Source organism: Aneurinibacillus aneurinilyticus ATCC 12856 (assembly GCF_000466385.1).
Lineage (GTDB): Bacteria > Bacillota > Bacilli > Aneurinibacillales > Aneurinibacillaceae > Aneurinibacillus > Aneurinibacillus aneurinilyticus.
In genome coordinates, this window is sequence record NZ_KE952874.1 from 1 (window position 1) to 18,704 (window position 18,704).

Below are 18,704 nucleotides of genomic sequence, written 5' to 3' on the forward strand. Positions count from 1 at the left end.
TCTGGATCATACTGGATAATCAACACCCTTGGTACGACATAACACATTTCGCCTTCCACTATCCTTCTTGCATGGAATACCAGCTTGCATACAGCCTCTCGATCTCTTTCTCACATCCATCTAATTCTGCCTGAACTTCCATCAAAAGCTGATAGTCTTCCCCCCCATTCTCCAATTTTTTGATCAGCTCCTCTCGTTTTTCTTCCAAGGACATGATTACATTCTCGATTTGCTGAAGTTTAAAACGGTTAACCTTTTTTTTCGAAGTTACTTTTTGCAATGTCTCCTTTTTTGTTACTACTACAGGTGTCTCTGCATGTTCTTGTTTCCGTTTCTCTCTCACATCCTCATACGTTCCTTCATAACGCACAATTTGACCGTTTGTAATCCAAAAAACACCATCTACCGTTTTTTGTAAAAAATAGCGATCATGGGAAACGATGAAAAGAGAGCCACGGTATTCGGCAATTGCTTCCTCTAATGTTTCACGTGATTCGATGTCCAGGTGGTTAGTCGGTTCGTCGAGAATCAATAAATTAATCTCTTGATGCATTAATTGAGCCAGACGAAGTCTCATCCGCTCTCCCCCACTTAAGCTACCTACCTTTTTAAAAACATGCTCCCCATAAAACAGGACTTTCGCCAGCAAGTGACGGGCATCTGCTTCTGTCACCATGGCTACTTCACGAAACACATCAATCACTCTTCGATTCGGATCGCCTTCTAGCGCCTGTTGGGAAAGATAGCCTGCTTTTACACTGCTTCCAATTTTAATCACACCGTCATCCGGCTTTATTTCTCCCAGAAGCATTTTAATAAACGTTGATTTGCCGCTACCATTGCTGCCAAGTAAAGCTTTTCGTTCACCGTAACGAACAAAGAGACTGGCGTTAGTAAACAACTGCTTTCCAGCAATACTCTTGCTTATGCCTTCTACGACAATTACATCCTGCCCGCTACGATCCGTCTTCTGGAAGAGCAGTCCCATCCGCTCTTCTTCCATACGCGGCCGACTAACTTTTTCCATGCGCTCCAATGCTTTTTCCATGCTTTTGGCACGACGGTGGAACGCTTCATTAGGCGGGTTTGATTGATTGCCCCATTCTTTTAATCGCTTAATCGTTTCTTTCATTTTTTTAATTTTCTTTTGCTGTTCCTGATACTCGGCAAACTGACGAAGCAAGCGCTCTTCTTTTTCTTTGACAAATGCACTGTAGTTCCCTTGATAAAAATTCACCTCGCCTCCATCTACCTCATAAATGGAGGTAATCACAGCATCAAGGAAGTACCGATCATGCGAGATGATGATTACTGTACCTGCATAATCCCGCAAAAACTGCTCCAACCATTCCATGGACTCTACATCCAAATGATTGGTAGGCTCGTCAAGCAGAAGAACATCACTCTGCTGACAAAGCAGCTTGGCTATTCCTATCTTTGTTTTCTCTCCACCGCTTAGCTGTGCAAAAGGAGTCGTTAACATGGGTTCGGAAATGTGTAAGCCTTCAATAACTTTATTCATTTTCACATTCATTGCATATCCATCTAAGCGTTCAAACTGCTCTTGCAGTGCCTGATATTTTTGCAGCAGCTTCTCTTGTTTAAGTTCGTCGCAGCCCGGTTTTGACATAGCATGTTCAATTTTACGCATGGATTCGGAAATTTCGCTTACATCTGCAAACGCACTCTGAATGACATCCCGCCCGTTCCAATCTATCGGATATTGTGGAGACTGGGGCAAATACGCCCATGTGCTACCCTTGGCACGGAAAACTTCTCCTTTATCCGCTGTCTCCATACCGATTATAATTTTTAACAATGTTGTCTTTCCCGCTCCATTCGGTCCAACAATGCCGACCCGGGTATGGGAATGAATTTCTATTGTGATATCCTTTAAAACTGGCTCTATTCCGTATGTCTTTGATATCCCTTTTGTTGCTGCAATAATCATAGTAAGTTTCCTCCTTGGATTTGCAAAAAGCACAAAAAAACCACAGGCAATATACCTGTGGCATCATTATTGTAATTAAAACAATTACCTTTTTGCGTTATAGATGCATGGTACGCCATGAATAGAATGGTTCCTGTTCAATTGTAGAGGTAAAAAAGGGCAGACTTCCCCCTTGGTGCGAAAAATCATGTGTAATACTGGCAGCTTCTACAATGAACCAAGTCTGAACAATTCCAAACACGTACCTGCACCTCCTCCATGGAAACTTTTCCCTAAAATTATAGCATAATCCATCTGGTCTTGTATAGATCGGAATTTAAAAATCTAAGGAGTTCGCAATGAGCGAACCGCATAAAACATGATCGTACCTAGGAAAACGATTAAAATGACAGGCAAAAACCCTCCCCCTAAGCCTTTCATGTTTCCAAATACCACTTGCCATTCAATATAACTGAGCAACACCATGATTTCAATCTTCATCCAACTAATCATCATGCGAGCAATTACGTATTGCCGGTGCGCATTTTCTTCGGTGATTTCACGAAGATAATTAAAGGTATGCGGGTAGTAACCCAAGATAGTTAAGCCAACATACAAAACCACACTAATAATTGGCAGCATAAACAGGCTGCTTTTACTCCCCCATCCATCCACTTCACCTAAACCGTTAAAATGAATCGGAATTCTCTCAGGTAATGTAGGCCACACAAAATATAAATATATAAACGTGCCAGCCAGGATAGCAATGGATACGATATCATGCCATACTTCAATTTTTGTTTTTGGAATTTCTAACTTAGGCCGATTAACCATTGTACCCCTCCCTTTCTTTATTATCATACCACGCCTGTTGATGATCCATAAGGTGGAAGAAAGAAGGTGCACGCGTCGGCGTGTTCCCTCGTCTTTCTCACGAGGAAGAGACACGGCCGCTTTGTGGCGTCAAGGCCGGAGAAGAAATGTTCCTTATGAAATTTGCGGAATTCTCGCCTCTTCTTTCGCTTGAAGAGACGAAGACTCATAAGATGCCTCGTAATCAATCGGTTTTCCATCTGGCCCGAACAGCTTCGCTTTTCTAAAGGTGATGTATACATGCTGATTGCGCGACAATCCGATCTGGCGCTGATATTCTTCTGTCACCTCCGCTTCAATCGTCTTCTGGATCCCCTCCGCTTCCAGTTCTACCTTTATCCTGGATCCAGCCTGATACATATGGCTCACCCTGGCTGCTATCATATCAGGCGTACTACATTCACTGGCAATCCCAACTGCATGCGGGCGCACAAATACGTCAACATTCTGCCCGTTTACAGACTCAGGCACTGCTGTTTTCAATGTCAAAGGGCCAACATGCACACTTCCATCCCGAATATAGCCCTGTATGTGGTTAACCTGCCCGAGGAAACGATAAACAAAGGCACCTGCTGGCTTATGGTAAATATCTTCCGCTGTACCTGCCTGCTCGATTTTTCCCCTGTTCATTACTACGATTCGGTCTGCTACCTCCAGCGCCTCCTCCTGATCATGCGTAACAAAAATGGTCGTGATATTCAATTCATGATGCAGCTTACGCAACCAGCGCCTCAGCTCCTGCCGCACTTTAGCATCCAATGCTCCAAAAGGTTCATCAAGCAGCAGTACCTTCGGCTTGATCGCCAACGCCCGTGCCAATGCTACACGCTGGCGCTGCCCGCCCGATAATTGGGACGGATACCGTTTTTCCAGCCCCTCCAGCTGTACTAATTTCAGAAGCTCTATCACACGGCTACGAATTTCTTTTTTAGACGGACGAAGCTTATGTGAACGCACCTGAAGGCCGAACGCCACATTCTCAAAAACAGTCATGTGACGAAACAGGGCATAATTCTGAAATACAAAGCCAATATGCCGGTCACGCATGTTTTTGTTTGCTTGATTTTCGTTATCCAGCAGTACGCTACCCGAATCGGATACTTCCATTCCACCGATGATACGCAACAGTGTTGTCTTGCCGGAACCGGACGGCCCCAACAGCGCGATCAGCTCCCCTTCAGCTATGTCCAGATTAATATCGTGCAACGCGACAAAGCTACCGTATGTCTTACTAAGGCTTTTCACTATAATACCCATGCTTCTACCTCCTCGTATATTCCTGATGAACCGTTTTCCATTCGACAATGCTTTTTGCAATCAGCGTCACTATCGCCAGGAGCGCCAGAAGAGATGCAACGGCAAAGGCGGCGGCAAAGTTATATTCGTTATACAAAATTTCCACATGCAAAGGCATCGTGTTCGTCAACCCACGGATATGACCGGATACAACAGAGACGGCACCGAACTCCCCCATCGCCCGTGCATTACAAAGAATAACGCCGTACAATAATCCCCACTTCATATTCGGCAGCGTCACACGAAAAAAAATCTGCCATCCGCTCGCTCCGAGCGAGCGCGCCGCTTCCTCCTCCTCTGTTCCCTGGGACTGCATAAGGGGAATCAGCTCACGCGCCACAAAAGGAAATGTAACAAATACAGTCGCCAGAATAATACCCGGCACCGCAAAAATAATCTGCACATCATACTTTGCAAGCAAAGGAGCGAACAGACCTTCTGTACCGAACAGCAGAACAAAGATCAACCCTGAAATTACAGGCGATACTGCAAATGGTAAATCGATTAATGTAAGCAGCAAATGTTTGCCCCGGAACTCAAATTTGGCAATGGCCCAGGAAGCTGCTATCCCAAATATTAAGTTCAATGGAACAGCAATAGCGGCCGTCAGCAGTGTCAAGCGAATTGCCGCAAGTGCATCCGGCTCTGTAAGTGAAGCCAGGTATGCTTGTGCCCCTTCCTTTAACGCTTCGTAAAACACCGTAAACAAAGGAAGCAAGAGAAACAAAAAAAGAAACAAAAAGGCAATGCCTATGAGTAGCCACCGAATAATTGTGCCGCTTTTCGGCTGTACTCGTATAGACGGAATCGGGTTCTCCATCGCTTATCACCCCTTAGCAGCATAACGGCGGCCAGTCCGCCATTGAATTAGATTAATAAACAAAAGTAGAACAAAAGAAGCGAGTAGCATAACGGCAGCGAGCGCCGTAGCACCTGCATAATCAAACTGTTCAAGCTTACTCATAATCAGTAGAGGGGTAATCTCGGTATACATCGGCATATTGCCTGAAATGAATACGACAGAACCGTACTCTCCTAACGCTCTGGCAAACGCCAGTGCAAATCCTGTCAGCAACGCCGGATACAACTCAGGCAGAATTACTCTACGAAATGTCTGCCAGCCCGTCGCCCCAAGCGAAGCCGCCGCTTCTTCCACATGAGCATCTAGATCTTCCAGGATTGGCTGTACGGTGCGCACAACAAAAGGCAGTCCGATGAATGTAAGGGCAACAATAATACCGAATGGTGTAAACGCTACTTTTATCCCAAATAATTGTAAATAATGACCAATGATGCCGTTCTCGGAATAAATGGCCGTTAGCGCAATGCCTGCAACAGCAGTTGGCAGTGCAAACGGCAAATCGACCAATCCGTCAATTATACGTTTTCCAGGAAAGGAATACCTGACGAGCACCCAGGCTATCAAAAGGCCGAACACCATATTAATAAGCGCGGCGACACAGGAAGCGCCAAAGCTCAATTTATAGGAAGCCAGTACACGCGGGTCTGTCACCGTAACCCAGAGTGCTCCCCAATCCATTGTGGCTGTTTTAAGAAAAACGGCCGACAATGGAAGCAGGACAAACAGACTCAAATAAAAGATGGTAAAGCCCAGCGTTAATGAGAAGCTAGGCAATACGCTAAATTGTTTCCATATTGTTTTCATCGCTTTTTCCTCATGCCCTATGGTTTATATATCTGGTCGAAGACCCCACCATCAGAAAAGTGTGCTTTCTGTGCCTGGTTCCACCCTCCGAACAGTTCATCGATCGTAAACATGTTAATTTTCGGAAATTGCTTCCCATATTTGGCTGCAACTGTTTTCGACTCAGGACGATAGTAATTCTTTGCAGCGATTTCCTGGCCTTCCTCGGAATATAAATATTTAAGATATTCCTCGGATATCTCGCGTGTACCGCGCTTATCTACTACTTTATCCACCACAGCTACCGGCGGTTCAGCCAAAATACTAAGTGAAGGATTAACGATTTCGAAATTACCTTTACCCAGCTTATTCACTGCAAGCAAAGCGTCATTCTCCCAAGTAATCAATACATCTCCGATCCCGCGTTCGACAAACGTTGTAGTCGCTCCCCTGGCACCGGAATCTAATACTGGTACATTCTTAATAATTTTAGTTACAAACTCTTTTGCCTTATTCTCATCTCCGCCCTGCTTCTTCAATGCATATCCCCAGGCTGCAAGATAATTCCATCTCGCACCACCGGATGTTTTCGGATTAGGTGTAATAATGGAAACTCCCGGTTTAATAAGGTCATCCCAATCTTTGATCCCTTTCGGATTTCCTTTCCGCACTAAAAATACAATTGTAGATGTATACGGAGAACTATTGGAAGGCAAAATCTTCTGCCAATTTTCTTTAATTAATCCTTTACTCTGAATTGCGTCGATATCGTATGCAAGCGCCAACGTTACTACATCCGCCTCCAGTCCGTCAATAACGGCTCGTGCCTGCTTTCCTGATCCACCATGAGATTGTTTAATGTTCACTGTTTGCCCCGTTTTTTTCTTCCAATAAGCAGAAAAGGCCTTATCGTACTCTTGATACAGCTCCCGTGTTGGATCATACGACACATTCAAGATTTGCACGGCCTCTTTTGCTGAAATTCCCGCTTCTGCCGCTGTGCCCGTTTCCTTGGAAGAGCCGGAGCATCCGCCAAGTGTCAGGGCAGCCATCATACTGAACACCAATCCATAAAGCAATCCATTTCTTTTTCCCTTGTTTCCTTCTCGCAACCTCTGCATGATTCTCGCTCCTTCTCTCTTCTTAAAATGAATGAAAAAAAATCAGCTCCTTACGTATGTAAGAGGCTGATGCATCAATAAAACAAAGATGTCTAGCCCCTTATCTTTCAGAACGTGGTTCTGCTGGAATTGGCACCGGCTTTACACCGGTTGCCGAGGTATCATCAGGCCAGTCCCTCCACCTCTCTGGATAAGAGCATTCGATTGTTTCATGCTACAATAATTGATTTTATTCTATTCTCATTTTACCAATTAGTCAAGTTGGAATAAAGGAAATATTTTTCTTTTTTCTGCCGAATCCCTTTTGTTCGATAGCTTTATGTCTTTGTACCCTGTATAATAAAACTATCTTAAAAATGAAAGGACTGAACTATGCGCAGATGTCAATATTTTTAACCCAACTACAAACATACAATGGAGGTAAAAGTATTGATTACAGAGTTGCACACAGAAAGATTACATTTAAGAAAAATGAACGCATCAGATTCATCCAGTTTGTTTAAGATTTGGTCCGATCCAGATGTTACCGAATTCATGAATGTTAGTTGTTTCACTGATAAAAATCAAGCGGAAGATATGATCAGGCTTCTTGATGAACTTGCTCAGAATAATAAAGCTATTCGTTTCTCCATAATTGAATTAGAATCCAATGAAATTATCGGATCTTGCGGTTATAACTCCTTGGATTTCGAAAATGCAAAAGCTGAAATTGGATGCGACATTGCTAAAGCTTTTTGGGGTAAGGGATATGCTTCAGAAGCCATTTGTTCCTTGTTAGATTACGCATTCTCATCTTTAAAACTAAATCGAATTGAAGCAAAAGTAGAACCTGAAAACGTGAAATCAATAAAAGTCTTGCAAAAATTAAACTTTACGTTCGAAGGAACGCTTAGACAGTATGAGAAATCAAAAGAAAAGTTTAACGATCTCAATATGTATTCAAAGCTAATAACAGATTGATTTGATAAATGGACAAAAGATGAAATTTTAAAATGGATTACCCAAGTCCAGCTTTCTCCAACACCCCTAGCACGTGCTGCGTATTGCGAAAAAGTATTACTTAATGAAGTTATGCTAGGATTAAAGCAGTATGTTATACTTGGAGCTGGGTTAGATACTTTTTGTTTCCGACACCCAGAGTTGAAAAACAGCTTAGAAATATTTGAAATTGATTATCCAGCTACACAGGAATTTAAAAAGAAAAGGCTGGATAATGCCAATTTTAAAATCCCGAGTAATCTTCATTTCGTTTCTATGGATTTCACCGATACGTTTTCCTATCAAAATCTAATAGATGAAGGGTTTAATAACAAAAAAACTTTCTTTAGCCTTTTGGGTGTTTCTTATTATTTAACTAAAGAGGAAAATTCAAGCTTGATAAATAATTTATTCACCAAAGTCCCATCAGGAAGTTCTATAGTTTTTGATTATGCAGACGAAAAACTCTTTGAAGAAAAAGGTATGTCTAATAGAGTTGAGAATATGGTGAAAATGGCTTCAGCAAGTGGAGAACCAATGAAATCGTGTTTCACTTATTATGAAATCGAGAATATGTTAGAAAAATCAGGTTTACTAATTTATGAACATTTATCACCAGCTACGATAAATGACCTTTTCTTTAGCAATCGGACGGATTATTTGTCTGCATTCGAAACGATTCATTATATCCATGCTATAAAAAAATAATATTTCGGCTAATAATAGGTTTGCCTCTCAATCATTAAAGATTGAGAGGTTGTTTATTATTTTTGCTTATTCACAGTCTAATAGGCTAACATCATCGACTTTCGCACCACCTAAAAAAAGGAAGCTGACCTCTATAAATTAAATCAGCTTCCTAATCATCCTTATTATAGTATTGGAATGATACCTACTCTTTTATGCTCGTAACCATACTTTTCTAAATATGCATATCTTTCTTCAGTTTTTATCGGACGCCATCCATAACATAAGTGCTCAGGGGTGTTTATCCAAAAATGATTAAAACAGCATAGCTTTCTCATGCAGCCTTCATCTTTTGCCCACCAACAATTTTCACACTTTCTATATTCTTTTATTATTTGCATACGGATCCTTTTTCTCCTACAAAAAAGAAACTTGGATTAATAGCCTTGTAGATCTTTGCATCCTTTTAATTTAATATAAATCGGCTCGTCATTTCCTGTAACTCTTGCGCCATTTTGCTTAGCTCTTGTGTGGCGGCTGTAACCTCTTCAACGGAAGCTAATTGTTCTTCTGAAGCGGCTGCTACTCGCTGTGCGTGATCACGTGACATCTTCGCACTATTTTCCACCTCTGTTACAGAAGCGCTCACCTGTTCCGAACCGGCTGCCATTTGTTCCGAAGATGCCGATACTTCCTGAATCTCGGAAGCGATATTTTCAATAACTTGTACAATGTGTTCAAATGCCTCTTCGGCTCCCTGTACAGTGGAAACTCCGTTTTCCACATCCTGGGTTCCTTTCTCCATGGTAGCTACAGCAATAGACGTTTCGTTTTGAATTTGTTTAATGATAAAAGCGATATTTTCCGCTGATTCTTTTGATTGTTCAGCTAGCTTTCGCACTTCATCTGCTACTACTGAAAATCCGCGGCCATGCTCCCCTGCCCGGGCCGCTTCAATCGCGGCGTTTAAAGATAGAAGATTGGTCTGCTCTGCAATATCGGTAATCACCTCAACAATTTTTCCAATCTCATCCGAACGTAACCCTAATCGTTTGACTACTTCTGCTGATTCACCTACAGAAGATTGAATATCACGCATTTGCCCCATTGCTGCTTGTACAATTCGATTTCCATTCTCCGCCTTTTTCGTTGCTTCATTTGAGGCCTCAGAAACAATGGCGGACGACTCAGCAATTTTGTTAATCCCAATGGCCATTTCCTCCATTGCACTTGCGCTCTCTTCCATTCCTTTTACTTGTGTTTCTGCTACACTGGCTACTTCCTGAATGGCAACAGCAATATGTTGGGTTGCCTCTGAGGTTTGTTCGCTACTAGCAGAAAGCTCTTGTGCACTTGCTGATAAACTTACAGCACTATCGCTTACCTTTTTAATAATTGCTTGTAGTTGTGCTATCATATCGTTAAAATCAGCTGTTAATTTTCCAATTTCATCTTTTGATTGATAGGTTCCATATACGGTCAGATCCTCATCTTTTGCCTTCTGCATTAAATTCTGGATGTCTTGTAAAGGACGGGTAATCATTTGGGAAAGGAATACACCTGCCCCAGAACATAAAGCCATCGATGCTATCGTAAGCAATATGATAATCCACGTTGTCTGTGTAGCGGCCTTGTCACTCGCTTCATTCGTTTTTTTAGCCAAGTCTTGATTATATATTGTCAGTTCCTCTAAAACGTTTTTTGTTTTTTCACTGACTGGAGTTACTTTAGAAACATATACTTGGTAAGCTTCTATGTTGCGATTGTTTGTTGCCAAATCCAAAACCTCTTGCCGCGCATTTCGATATGCATTTAATACCTGTTGAAAATCCGTTAATATTTGTTTTTCTTTTGCATCTGTTTCTATTTGATTTAAATTGTCTAGCAATTCATCTGTCTGCTTACGCTTTTCGAGAACCGAATTTTGTAATTCCTTGTTTTTTTGTGTATTTGTTGTCAGCATTAGTTCAAGAATATACGAGTCAATTTCCCTCATATTCGTGCGTATTTGACCTACCAATTGTGCTGGAATAAGCCTTTTATCATACGTTTCATCCAGATATCCGTTTGCTTTTTGGATAGAATAATATCCTGCGCAACCAACAGCAACAAGAAAGATTGCTGCTAAAAAAATCAATCCAAATATTTTTTTACTTACCTTCCAATTTTTTACTAAACTCATACAACAGCCCCTTTTCTACAATTATTAGTCTTTATTTAAATAGAAGGAGAAAACTACATCTAAAGCATTGGAATATGCTGCATGTCATTTATTACATATATATCCAAAAAGTATTATATATCACTACTCACTTACATTATCGGTTGTTTTTTTTAAGGTAAATAGTCCAAAATGTAATTTTATTTTATTTGAGATTACAAACTAAAATATTTTTATCAAGGAGACGCCTGCAAGGCCAATTTCTCCGTAATTTTTTCATGCAAGGAACAATATTATCGGTTGTCAACAGGAATTTGTCCAAATGTTTTTCTGGATAACGTCTATGGTGAATCGTATATACATGCTTTATACTCAATCTCATTGATAATAATTATCAAAGAAAGATGCATTTTATTGCGGTAGCACAATGAACTAACAGTTATATAGGACGCAGCTACCTATAAAGGAAATTGAAAAGTATACCAAGGGGGTTCTAGATAATGCGCCACAAAGTAGAAATTCCTCATGCTGAACAATGGATGGTTCATTCGCAGGCCGAAAATCGCCTGTACCAAATTATGGTGGCACAACCCGCTGAAGATCCGCCTCCCTCAGGGTATCCAGTCATTTATTTGCTGGATGCTAATTCCGTATTCGGAACGATGGTGGAAGCTGTACGCCTGCAAAGCCGTCGGCCCGAAAAGACCGGAGTAGTTCCGGCGATTATTGTAGGTATTGGCTATCAAACTGAAGAACCGTATGCACCAGAGCGCTTTTACGATTTCACGCCAATTCCCACTACAGAATACCATCAAAAACCCGACGGAACCGCTCTTCCTGAACAAGGGGGAGCTGCTGCTTTCCTGAATTTCATCGAGGAAGAGCTGAAGCCGCATATTGAACGCAAATTCAGGATTGACAGCAGCAGACAAACGATTTTTGGTCATTCTCTCGGCGGTCTTTTCACATTGTATGCGTTATTTACTAAACCGGAGGCTTTTCAGTGCTATATTGCAGGCAGCCCGTCCATTCATTGGAACAGGCAATACTTGCTTGAACAAGAGCGGAATTTCATGGCTCATGTGAAAAAGAAATCTGTCAACGTCCAACTGCTGCTTGGTGTAGGAGAGCTGGAGAAAACTCATATATCCGGTAATTGCGATAACGCGAAAGAACTTTCAGCACGCTTATCCGCTCTCTCAAGCCAGGGAATGAAAGTGATGTTCAAACAGTTTGAAGGTGAAGGACATGTATCCGTACTGCCAACCTTGATCAGCCAGGCTATACGTTTTGCTTTGAACCCAAAGAAATAAAGATCCCCCTACTACCAACCACACTATAATGCCGAACTATCAGGTGTAGCTTCTATACAAAGGACCATGCCTCAAAATGAAAAAATACGTTATCCTTTCTCTATAACTTCCAGAAAGGACAACGTATTTTTTATGGCTACTTCTATGTCTCATTTCAGCGGAGCGAATGGTTTTCGTGATAGGTGCCGCTGAATCTGCCATCCTTTTTCACAAGCGAAAATTTTCGTGTACCGTTTGTATAATTCATGTTAACCATGCATTTTTGTTACAATAATAATGTAAAACTTTTTTCTGAGATGGGTTTCTTTATCCTCCATCTAAACCTCCTCATCTTCCTAAGTCTTAAGATAGGGGGGATTACTACTGTTAAGATGGAATAAAGATGAGATAAATAAAGTAGGTGAGCGATTTGGATTTTTCAACAGATCATGTGATCTTCCTATTCTCTATTCTGCTTGTTCTTGGTGTTATCACTGCCAAATTTTCTTCAAGGCTAGGCGTACCCTCACTTGTTTTCTTTGTTGTGGTAGGCATGGTCCTGAACCATTTTATTTATTTCGACAACGCATATTTAACCCAGCTTTTCGGTATACTGGCACTTATTATCATTTTGTTCGATGGAGGAACGCAAACAAAGTGGACACACATGCGGCCTATATTAAAGCCTGCACTTTCTCTGGCAACCATTGGCGTGCTTTTTACTACCCTCATTATCGGAGTATGCGCTAAGTACATATTACATCTAACCTGGCTGGAAGGATTGCTGTTTGGAGCCATCGTAGGATCGACGGATGCCGCTGCCGTATTTGCCGTACTCGGAAACAAAAACATCAAACGAAGAATCACTTCGACCCTGGAGGCGGAATCTGGAAGCAATGATCCAATGGCCATCTTTTTGACCATCTCCCTTATCGCGCTGATTCAGACGCCAGAATCGAGTGTCACAGGCATGATTCTAAGCTTTTTTTGGCAGATGGGATTTGGCCTTGTCATGGGGGTGCTTCTCGGTGTAGTTGCCGTATGGACCATCAATAAAATCAACCTTGATTCTTCCGGGCTTTATCCAGTTCTTGCCCTTTCCTTTGCCGTTTTAACTTATGGCATGACAACCTGGTTTCACGGAAGCGGACTATTGGCTGTGTATGCAATGGCTGTATATACGGGAAATGCAGACATTACCTACCGTCATTCCATTAGCCGTTTCAATGAAGGCTTATCCTGGATGATGCAAATTTTGATGTTTATTCTTCTGGGACTGCTTGTCTTTCCGAAAGAACTGCCCGATATTGCTTGGCAAGGGCTTGTCCTTTCTGTACTCCTTATGTTCGCCGCACGTCCTGTCGGCGTATTTATTAGTACATTCTCGATGAGTTTTACCTTTAAAGAGAAAATTTTTATCTCCTGGGCTGGTCTCCGTGGCGCTGTTCCTATTGTGCTAGCCACATATCCCCTGCTGGCTGGATTACCAAACGCCCAATTGATTTTCGATGTGGTGTTTTTTGTTGTATTAACATCCGCTTTGATTCAAGGGTCAACCATCTCGCCGCTTGCCAGGGCGTTTGGCCTCTCACAAGGTGAAAAAATCACGGTTCCGCATATCCTCGAACTCATCTCTATCGGAAAAACAAATACAGATATGATGGAGGTTCGCATTCAGCAGCATGCGGCAGTCGCTGACAAAATTATCATGAATCTTGATTTACCGGACGAAATTTTAATCGCAGCAGTCATTCGCGGCGAAAAACTTTTGACACCAAAGGGGGACACAGAGATAAAAGCAGGCGATATCTTATATATTATGGCACCAAAAGGAAAGCACAAAAATGTAAAGCGTCTTTTTACTGTTGAAGAAAAACATGAACCGCAGCATAGCACCACCTGACACTGGCAGAGAAAAAAAGCAGTCCTTCCCCACATCGCGAAGAACTGCTTTCACATATTCCCTGGTCAGCTTATCAAACCACGTTAGGCTTTATAAGCCATTACGCTTCCTTTTACGGAAAGGCCTACCACCTCTCCTTCGCCAAATCGTTTCATTCCCAAAATGCGGGCAGATATCTCCATTTCAGATGAAGAATGACTAACATGTAGCCTGACAAGCGAATCGTGCCCAAAATAAACATTGCTAACAACCCGCGCCGGCGTACCTTCTCCAGGCTCCCCAACTGTAAACTGCTCCGGTCGAATCATCAGCGTTGCTTCTCCATCCACTATCCGACAGCGCTGGTTAACAGGCAGAGGGCCGAATATAGATTGGGCCTCATTATCCCGAACGATCGCAGGCAAGAACACAGCTTCACCAACAAATGAAGCCACTTCTTCATCTTCAGGATAATGGTAAATCGTCTCTGGATCGGCTGTTTGAATAATTTTTCCGCTCCTTATAACAGAAACTACATCAGCCATAGACATCGCTTCTTCCTGATCATGCGTGACGATTATGGCAGTAGCTCCAGCCTGTTTTAGCGTTCGACGGACATCTTCCCGCAGCGATGCCCGAAGTCCGGCATCCAGGGCGCTGAATGGTTCATCAAGCAGAACGATTGAAGGCGAGGGTGCCAGTGCTCTTGCCAGGGCAACCCTTTGCTGCTGTCCTCCAGAAAGCTCATGGGGCATCCGCTTTTGCAATCCCTCCATCCCTACCATTTCCAGCATCTCTTCCACCCTGTTTGTCTGGCGCTCTGTTCGGGATAAGCCAAAGGCGACGTTTTTTGCAACGTTTAAATGTGGAAACAAAGCACCTTCCTGCGGAACATAACCGATGCTTCTTTTTTCTGGAGGAATATTCCTGTGTGCATCGTATACGTTATTTCCTTCAATCTTAATGACACCATTATCCGGTACTTCAAATCCGGCAATGCAGCGTAATAAGGTTGTCTTTCCACATCCGGAGGGTCCCAGTAAAGCCATAATTTGTCCTGTGCTTAACTCTAAAGAAACATCATCTAAAGCCGTAAGCGTGCCAAATGTTTTACAAATTCCAGTAAGATGCAGTTTACTCTTCATGACTCACTCTTCTTTCCGTTTGTAAATGAACGCATCGTTAGCAAATATACAGGCAATCCTGAAATAAGAATCAGAATAATTGCGTAAGGAGCAGCGGCAGCATATTCGATGTTGCTCGTATGATCCCACACTTCATACGCTAATGTTTTAAGTCCTGTAGGTCTTAGTAACAGCGTCGCGGTCAGTTCCTTCATCACCTGAACAAATACGAGCGCGGCACCTGCACCCAATCCCGGCATAACAAGCGGAAGGGTAACAGTAAAGAAAACCTTCAACCGACGATGTCCTAATGTTTGCGCCACCTCTTCTAATCGTTCCGGTGCCTGTTCCAATCCCGCGCGTAAAGAAGATTGGGCCAATGGCAAGTATAACATCGCATAGGCGATAAACAATAAAGGTAGTGTCTGATACAGCGGTGAAGCATAATGAATAGAGAAGAAAACAAGCGCCAGGCCAATAACTAACCCCGGCATACAATGAATAATATACGGCAGTCGTTCAGCCAGATTCGGAAAAAATCCACGGTAGCGCACCGACAGCACGACTAGCGGTAAAGCAAAAATCATCGTCAGAAGTGCACCACCGAAACCTAGAAAAATCGTTGAAAGGACCGTATCCGCGATTTCGTGAACAGGAAAGTCAGCAGAAGAACCAGTCCATAGCCAGTAGAACAAATTTCCTAAAGGAATAATTACTCCCAGCGATACCAGCACAACAAATCCGCACAATACGAATGGCCTTGTCCATGTAAGCGAAACACGCCGATGCGGACGAGAGGCTCCGCTGCCGATACGGGCATACCGAGTTTGCCCTCGTACCAACAATTCCACACTTAAAATAGCTAAACAAAGAAACAGCAGGACCGACGTAAGCATCGCCGCCGAAGCTCCATTAAAGACTAAATTATATTGATCAAAAATAGCTGTCGTAAACGTTTCATATTTTAACTGGGCCAATGCACCAAACTCGGCCAGCATATGCAATGCAACCAATAAAGCCCCGTTAAATAAAGCGGGTCGCAACTGAGGCAGCGTAATCCGCCAAAAGGAGCCCCAGGCGCCGACTCCGAGAGATCGTGCTGTTTCTTCCAGCGCCGGATCCATTCCTCGCAATGCTGCCGCCACAGGCAAATACACGAGAGGATACGTAGATAAGGTTAAAATAAAAACCGCTCCTCCGAAATGCTCCAGTCCGGAATACATGGAAACCCAGCTATAGCTGCTGACAAAAGCCGGTATAGCCAAAGGCAGCGTGACAAGAACATTCCATACTTTTCTGCCGGGCAGTTGACTGCGCTCTATACACCATGCAGCAGCCACTCCAATCAGGCTTGCTGCTGCAGTGACTGCTGCGACCAATTTTACCGTATTCCAGAATAGCTCATAAACACGCGGTCTAAAAATCAAACGAACGGCTTCATGCCAGCCAACTTCATAGCCGCGCAGCAATACATACAGCAAAGGCAATGCCGTCAGCAAACAAAGCAGTAGAACAGGGAAAAGGAGTCCCAGCGAAGGACTCCTTGACTTCTTGCGTTTCCACTGGTTCCCCAGCACAGGGGCCCACATCAAAGCAAACCTACTTCTTCTAAAAGTTTATTCGCTTCTTTGCCGTCCCCGTATTCCCCAAGATCCATCGTACCTGCTGGCGGCTTCAATTCGGAGAATGGTTTAAGGTTTTTATTCGTAACATTCGGGTTTACCGGATACTGCGCACTTAAATCGGTCACAATTTGCTGCCCTTCCTTGCTTGTCATAAATTCCATGAACTTCTGTGCAGCTTCCTTGTGCTGACTCGATTTAAGGATAGCCGCACCAGAAAACGACAACATGTCCCCGATATCGTTTGTACCAAAGAAATAAAGCTTGGAATGTAGATTTCCAGCGCCTTTTTCTTTGGCTAGCTTATCCCAATAGTAGTTATTGATGAATCCAATGCCGATTTCGCCTTTTTCCACTGCGTTTAAAACATCTTTGTTTCCTTTATATACCTTGCCGTATTTTTTCAGGCCTTCCAGATACGCCTTTGCTTTATCTCGCCCTTCGAGCTTAATCATTGCAGAGAGTTGCTGCTGGAATGCACCGCTAGTTGGGACAAAAGCGAATTTGTTTTTCCATTCCGGCTTTAAGAAATCATATAATGATTTTGGTAAATCACTCTCTTTCACCATGGATGGATTATATACAACTACACGTGACCTGGCCACTACCGGAAGCCATTGACCGTCAGGATCTGCATACTGTTTCTGAATATTGGCAAGTGCCGCATCGCTAGCTTTCTCAAGCAGACCTTTTTCTTTAAGCATGATGAGCGGTGTTGTCTCTTCGGTATAAATAATATCCGCCGGCGATTTGCCGCCTTCTTCTACTATCTGATGTGCCAGTTCATTGCTGGAACCTTCACGTGACTCTACCTTGATTCCCGTTTTTTCTGTAAAAGCTTTTTCTAAAGCCTTGCTGGCTTCCTTGTGCTGACCATTATAAATAATGAGTGTTTGATTATTATTTTCCGCTGGTGTATTTGTCTTGGTTCCTTCTGCTTCCTTGCTGCCATTGCTGCAGGCTACGGAAAAGACAAGCAGAAGAATAGCCAATCCCCCCATAATTCTACGACGCAAATGTGAATAGGCCACGTTCAATCGCTTCCTCTCCTTATGTGTATGTAGTCTTCGTTAGTCAAACGTTCTACTTACGATATTGATAATCATTTTCGGTTTTTAATGTTACTATTTAACTTTTAATATGTCAATAGACTAAAAAAAGAAGGGTTTTTTCGCTTCTCTTATCAAAATAAATATATATACACCTAATGAAAGCCGGTTGCTATATACTATTGTATATACAGTTGTTCGCACTTATTGAGAGTTGGCAATCCGAGCTTATATTCTCAAGAGTATAAAGGTGGAAAAATACAATGCGTGAGTTTTCTTTAAATCTTTTGTCAAGCAAAAAACCTATCTTTTTTCAAATTTACAGATATTTCAAGAACGAAATCCTTGATGGTCAATTACAATATGATGATCTTCTTCCCTCCATACGTAGCTGTGCACAATCGTTTGAAGTAAGCAAGAATACGGTTGAGGTTGCCTATCAGCTTTTAGTATCAGAAGAATACATACGTAACATTCCCAAAAAAGGCTACAAAGTAGTATATCAAGGCGAAACAAAACCCCAGCATAATACATCTACGTCAGATCCTTCTCTTACTCAAACGATACGCTATGATTTTCGCTACGGAAACATTGAACTTAACACATTCCCTTTCCATCACTGGAATAAGGTGCGTAACACTTGTATAGCATATAATCAAAGCAACTATATAGTAGAAGGAAAGGCTCAGGGAGAATATGTACTGAGAAAAGAGCTAGCCAGATTACTGTACGAAGCCAGGGGCGTCATTTCTAATCCTGAACAAATTATTGTAGGATCTACCCCCCAACAGCTTGTATCTCTTTTGTGCCAAATGCTAGAAACTGATAAGCACATCATTGGAGTAGAAAACCCTGGATACGATGGCGCAAGAAATACTTTTTTAAACTATGGTTTCCAGGTACATCCGATTCCTCTGACTGAAGATGGGGTTTCTATACATGAGCTTAAGAATAGTCATGCCAATATTATGTACGTAAGTCCTTCTCAACAATTTATGAATAGGATGACCCTGTCCCAAACTACCATGGCTTGGCAGCCACCAC

16 protein-coding genes, 1 pseudogene and 1 riboswitch are annotated in these 18,704 nt (G+C 42.5%); of the genes and pseudogenes, 5 read left to right on the forward strand and 12 right to left on the reverse strand.

Annotated elements, in window-relative coordinates; all coding sequences use genetic code 11:
- Positions 1-58 precede the first annotated feature (58 nt).
- The 7 genes from abc-f to HMPREF0083_RS20665 form a co-directional block, all read right to left on the reverse strand.
- A complete protein-coding gene (gene abc-f, locus HMPREF0083_RS20640) occupies positions 59-1,951 on the reverse strand; it encodes a ribosomal protection-like ABC-F family protein (RefSeq protein WP_021623689.1) in 1,893 nt (630 codons plus the stop codon).
- A 97-nt stretch (positions 1,952-2,048) separates the two neighbouring features.
- Positions 2,049-2,192 (reverse strand): hypothetical protein, encoded by a 144-nt coding sequence (locus tag HMPREF0083_RS28825; protein WP_021623690.1) that lies wholly within the window; start codon positions 2,190-2,192, stop codon positions 2,049-2,051.
- A gap of 83 nt (positions 2,193-2,275) precedes the next feature.
- Complete coding sequence (locus tag HMPREF0083_RS20645) at positions 2,276-2,764, reverse strand: DUF1648 domain-containing protein (protein WP_040304174.1); 489 nt, start codon at positions 2,762-2,764, stop codon at positions 2,276-2,278.
- Between the two features lie 153 nt (positions 2,765-2,917).
- Positions 2,918-4,060, reverse strand: a complete 1,143-nt coding sequence (locus HMPREF0083_RS20650) for a sulfate/molybdate ABC transporter ATP-binding protein (protein WP_021623692.1) — start codon at positions 4,058-4,060, stop codon at positions 2,918-2,920.
- A 4-nt stretch (positions 4,061-4,064) separates the two neighbouring features.
- A complete protein-coding gene (cysW, locus tag HMPREF0083_RS20655; RefSeq protein ID WP_021623693.1) occupies positions 4,065-4,919 on the reverse strand; it encodes a sulfate ABC transporter permease subunit CysW in 855 nt (284 codons plus the stop codon).
- Positions 4,920-4,925: 6 nt separating this feature from the next.
- Positions 4,926-5,765, reverse strand: coding sequence for a sulfate ABC transporter permease subunit CysT (gene cysT / locus HMPREF0083_RS20660; protein ID WP_021623694.1), 840 nt, complete (start codon positions 5,763-5,765; stop codon positions 4,926-4,928).
- A gap of 17 nt (positions 5,766-5,782) precedes the next feature.
- Positions 5,783-6,865 carry a sulfate ABC transporter substrate-binding protein gene (locus HMPREF0083_RS20665; RefSeq protein ID WP_021623695.1) on the reverse strand — a complete coding sequence of 361 codons (1,083 nt, stop codon included), beginning with the start codon at positions 6,863-6,865 and terminating at the stop codon, positions 5,783-5,785.
- A 97-nt stretch (positions 6,866-6,962) separates the two neighbouring features.
- A riboswitch (SAM riboswitch) is annotated at positions 6,963-7,062 on the reverse strand.
- Positions 7,063-7,294: 232 nt separating this feature from the next.
- On the opposite strand from HMPREF0083_RS20665, the gene HMPREF0083_RS20670 reads away from it, so the two are divergent.
- Together HMPREF0083_RS20670 and HMPREF0083_RS20675 are read left to right on the forward strand one after the other, a co-directional pair.
- Positions 7,295-7,825 carry a GNAT family N-acetyltransferase gene (locus tag HMPREF0083_RS20670; RefSeq protein ID WP_040304177.1) on the forward strand — a complete coding sequence of 177 codons (531 nt, stop codon included), beginning with the start codon at positions 7,295-7,297 and terminating at the stop codon, positions 7,823-7,825.
- A gap of 18 nt (positions 7,826-7,843) precedes the next feature.
- Positions 7,844-8,551, forward strand: a pseudogene (locus tag HMPREF0083_RS20675) (class I SAM-dependent methyltransferase); the annotation flags it as partial.
- 164 nt (positions 8,552-8,715) lie between these two features.
- Here the strand turns inward: HMPREF0083_RS20675 and HMPREF0083_RS20680 are convergent.
- Entirely contained in the window at positions 8,716-8,931 is a 216-nt protein-coding gene (locus HMPREF0083_RS20680) for a hypothetical protein (protein WP_021623698.1), read from the reverse strand.
- A gap of 65 nt (positions 8,932-8,996) precedes the next feature.
- Complete coding sequence (locus tag HMPREF0083_RS20685) at positions 8,997-10,712, reverse strand: methyl-accepting chemotaxis protein (protein WP_021623699.1); 1,716 nt, start codon at positions 10,710-10,712, stop codon at positions 8,997-8,999.
- 479 nt (positions 10,713-11,191) lie between these two features.
- Here HMPREF0083_RS20685 and HMPREF0083_RS20690 point away from each other — a divergent pair, with 479 nt between their 5' ends.
- Entirely contained in the window at positions 11,192-12,004 is an 813-nt protein-coding gene (locus HMPREF0083_RS20690) for an alpha/beta hydrolase (RefSeq protein WP_021623700.1), read from the forward strand.
- 409 nt (positions 12,005-12,413) lie between these two features.
- Entirely contained in the window at positions 12,414-13,886 is a 1,473-nt protein-coding gene (locus tag HMPREF0083_RS20695; RefSeq protein WP_040304179.1) for a potassium/proton antiporter, read from the forward strand.
- An 83-nt stretch (positions 13,887-13,969) separates the two neighbouring features.
- On the opposite strand, the gene HMPREF0083_RS20700 is transcribed toward HMPREF0083_RS20695, so the two are convergent.
- The 3 genes from HMPREF0083_RS20700 to HMPREF0083_RS20710 are packed head-to-tail and all read right to left on the reverse strand — an operon-like array spanning position 13,970 to position 17,642.
- Positions 13,970-15,010, reverse strand: coding sequence for an ABC transporter ATP-binding protein (locus HMPREF0083_RS20700; RefSeq protein ID WP_021623702.1), 1,041 nt, complete (start codon positions 15,008-15,010; stop codon positions 13,970-13,972).
- Positions 15,007-16,578, reverse strand: a complete 1,572-nt coding sequence (locus HMPREF0083_RS20705; protein ID WP_021623703.1) for an ABC transporter permease — start codon at positions 16,576-16,578, stop codon at positions 15,007-15,009. Before HMPREF0083_RS20705 ends, HMPREF0083_RS20700 begins: the two co-directional genes overlap by 4 nt.
- Positions 16,578-17,642: an extracellular solute-binding protein gene (locus tag HMPREF0083_RS20710; protein ID WP_245191364.1), complete on the reverse strand. Its 1,065-nt coding sequence runs from the start codon at positions 17,640-17,642 to the stop codon at positions 16,578-16,580. Before HMPREF0083_RS20710 ends, HMPREF0083_RS20705 begins: the two co-directional genes overlap by 1 nt.
- A gap of 281 nt (positions 17,643-17,923) precedes the next feature.
- Here HMPREF0083_RS20710 and HMPREF0083_RS20715 point away from each other — a divergent pair.
- Positions 17,924-18,704, forward strand: a 781-nt coding sequence (locus HMPREF0083_RS20715; RefSeq protein WP_021623705.1) for a GntR family transcriptional regulator, incomplete at its 3' end; no start/stop codon positions are given.

Excerpts from the sequence above, each read along its gene's own strand:
- cysT (WP_021623694.1), bottom strand. The coding sequence starts at position 5,765 with ATGAAAACAATATGGAAACAATTTAGCGTATTGCCTAGCTTCTCATTA.
- HMPREF0083_RS20665 (WP_021623695.1), bottom strand. The coding sequence starts at position 6,865 with ATGCAGAGGTTGCGAGAAGGAAACAAGGGAAAAAGAAATGGATTGCTT.
- cysW (WP_021623693.1), bottom strand. The coding sequence starts at position 4,919 with ATGGAGAACCCGATTCCGTCTATACGAGTACAGCCGAAAAGCGGCACA.
- HMPREF0083_RS20650 (WP_021623692.1), bottom strand. The coding sequence starts at position 4,060 with ATGGGTATTATAGTGAAAAGCCTTAGTAAGACATACGGTAGCTTTGTC.
- abc-f (WP_021623689.1), bottom strand. The coding sequence starts at position 1,951 with ATGATTATTGCAGCAACAAAAGGGATATCAAAGACATACGGAATAGAG.
- HMPREF0083_RS20680 (WP_021623698.1), bottom strand. The coding sequence starts at position 8,931 with ATGCAAATAATAAAAGAATATAGAAAGTGTGAAAATTGTTGGTGGGCA.
- HMPREF0083_RS20700 (WP_021623702.1), bottom strand. The coding sequence starts at position 15,010 with ATGAAGAGTAAACTGCATCTTACTGGAATTTGTAAAACATTTGGCACG.
- HMPREF0083_RS20685 (WP_021623699.1), bottom strand. The coding sequence starts at position 10,712 with ATGAGTTTAGTAAAAAATTGGAAGGTAAGTAAAAAAATATTTGGATTG.
- HMPREF0083_RS20690 (WP_021623700.1), top strand. The coding sequence starts at position 11,192 with ATGCGCCACAAAGTAGAAATTCCTCATGCTGAACAATGGATGGTTCAT.
- HMPREF0083_RS20705 (WP_021623703.1), bottom strand. The coding sequence starts at position 16,578 with ATGTGGGCCCCTGTGCTGGGGAACCAGTGGAAACGCAAGAAGTCAAGG.
- HMPREF0083_RS20645 (WP_040304174.1), bottom strand. The coding sequence starts at position 2,764 with ATGGTTAATCGGCCTAAGTTAGAAATTCCAAAAACAAAAATTGAAGTA.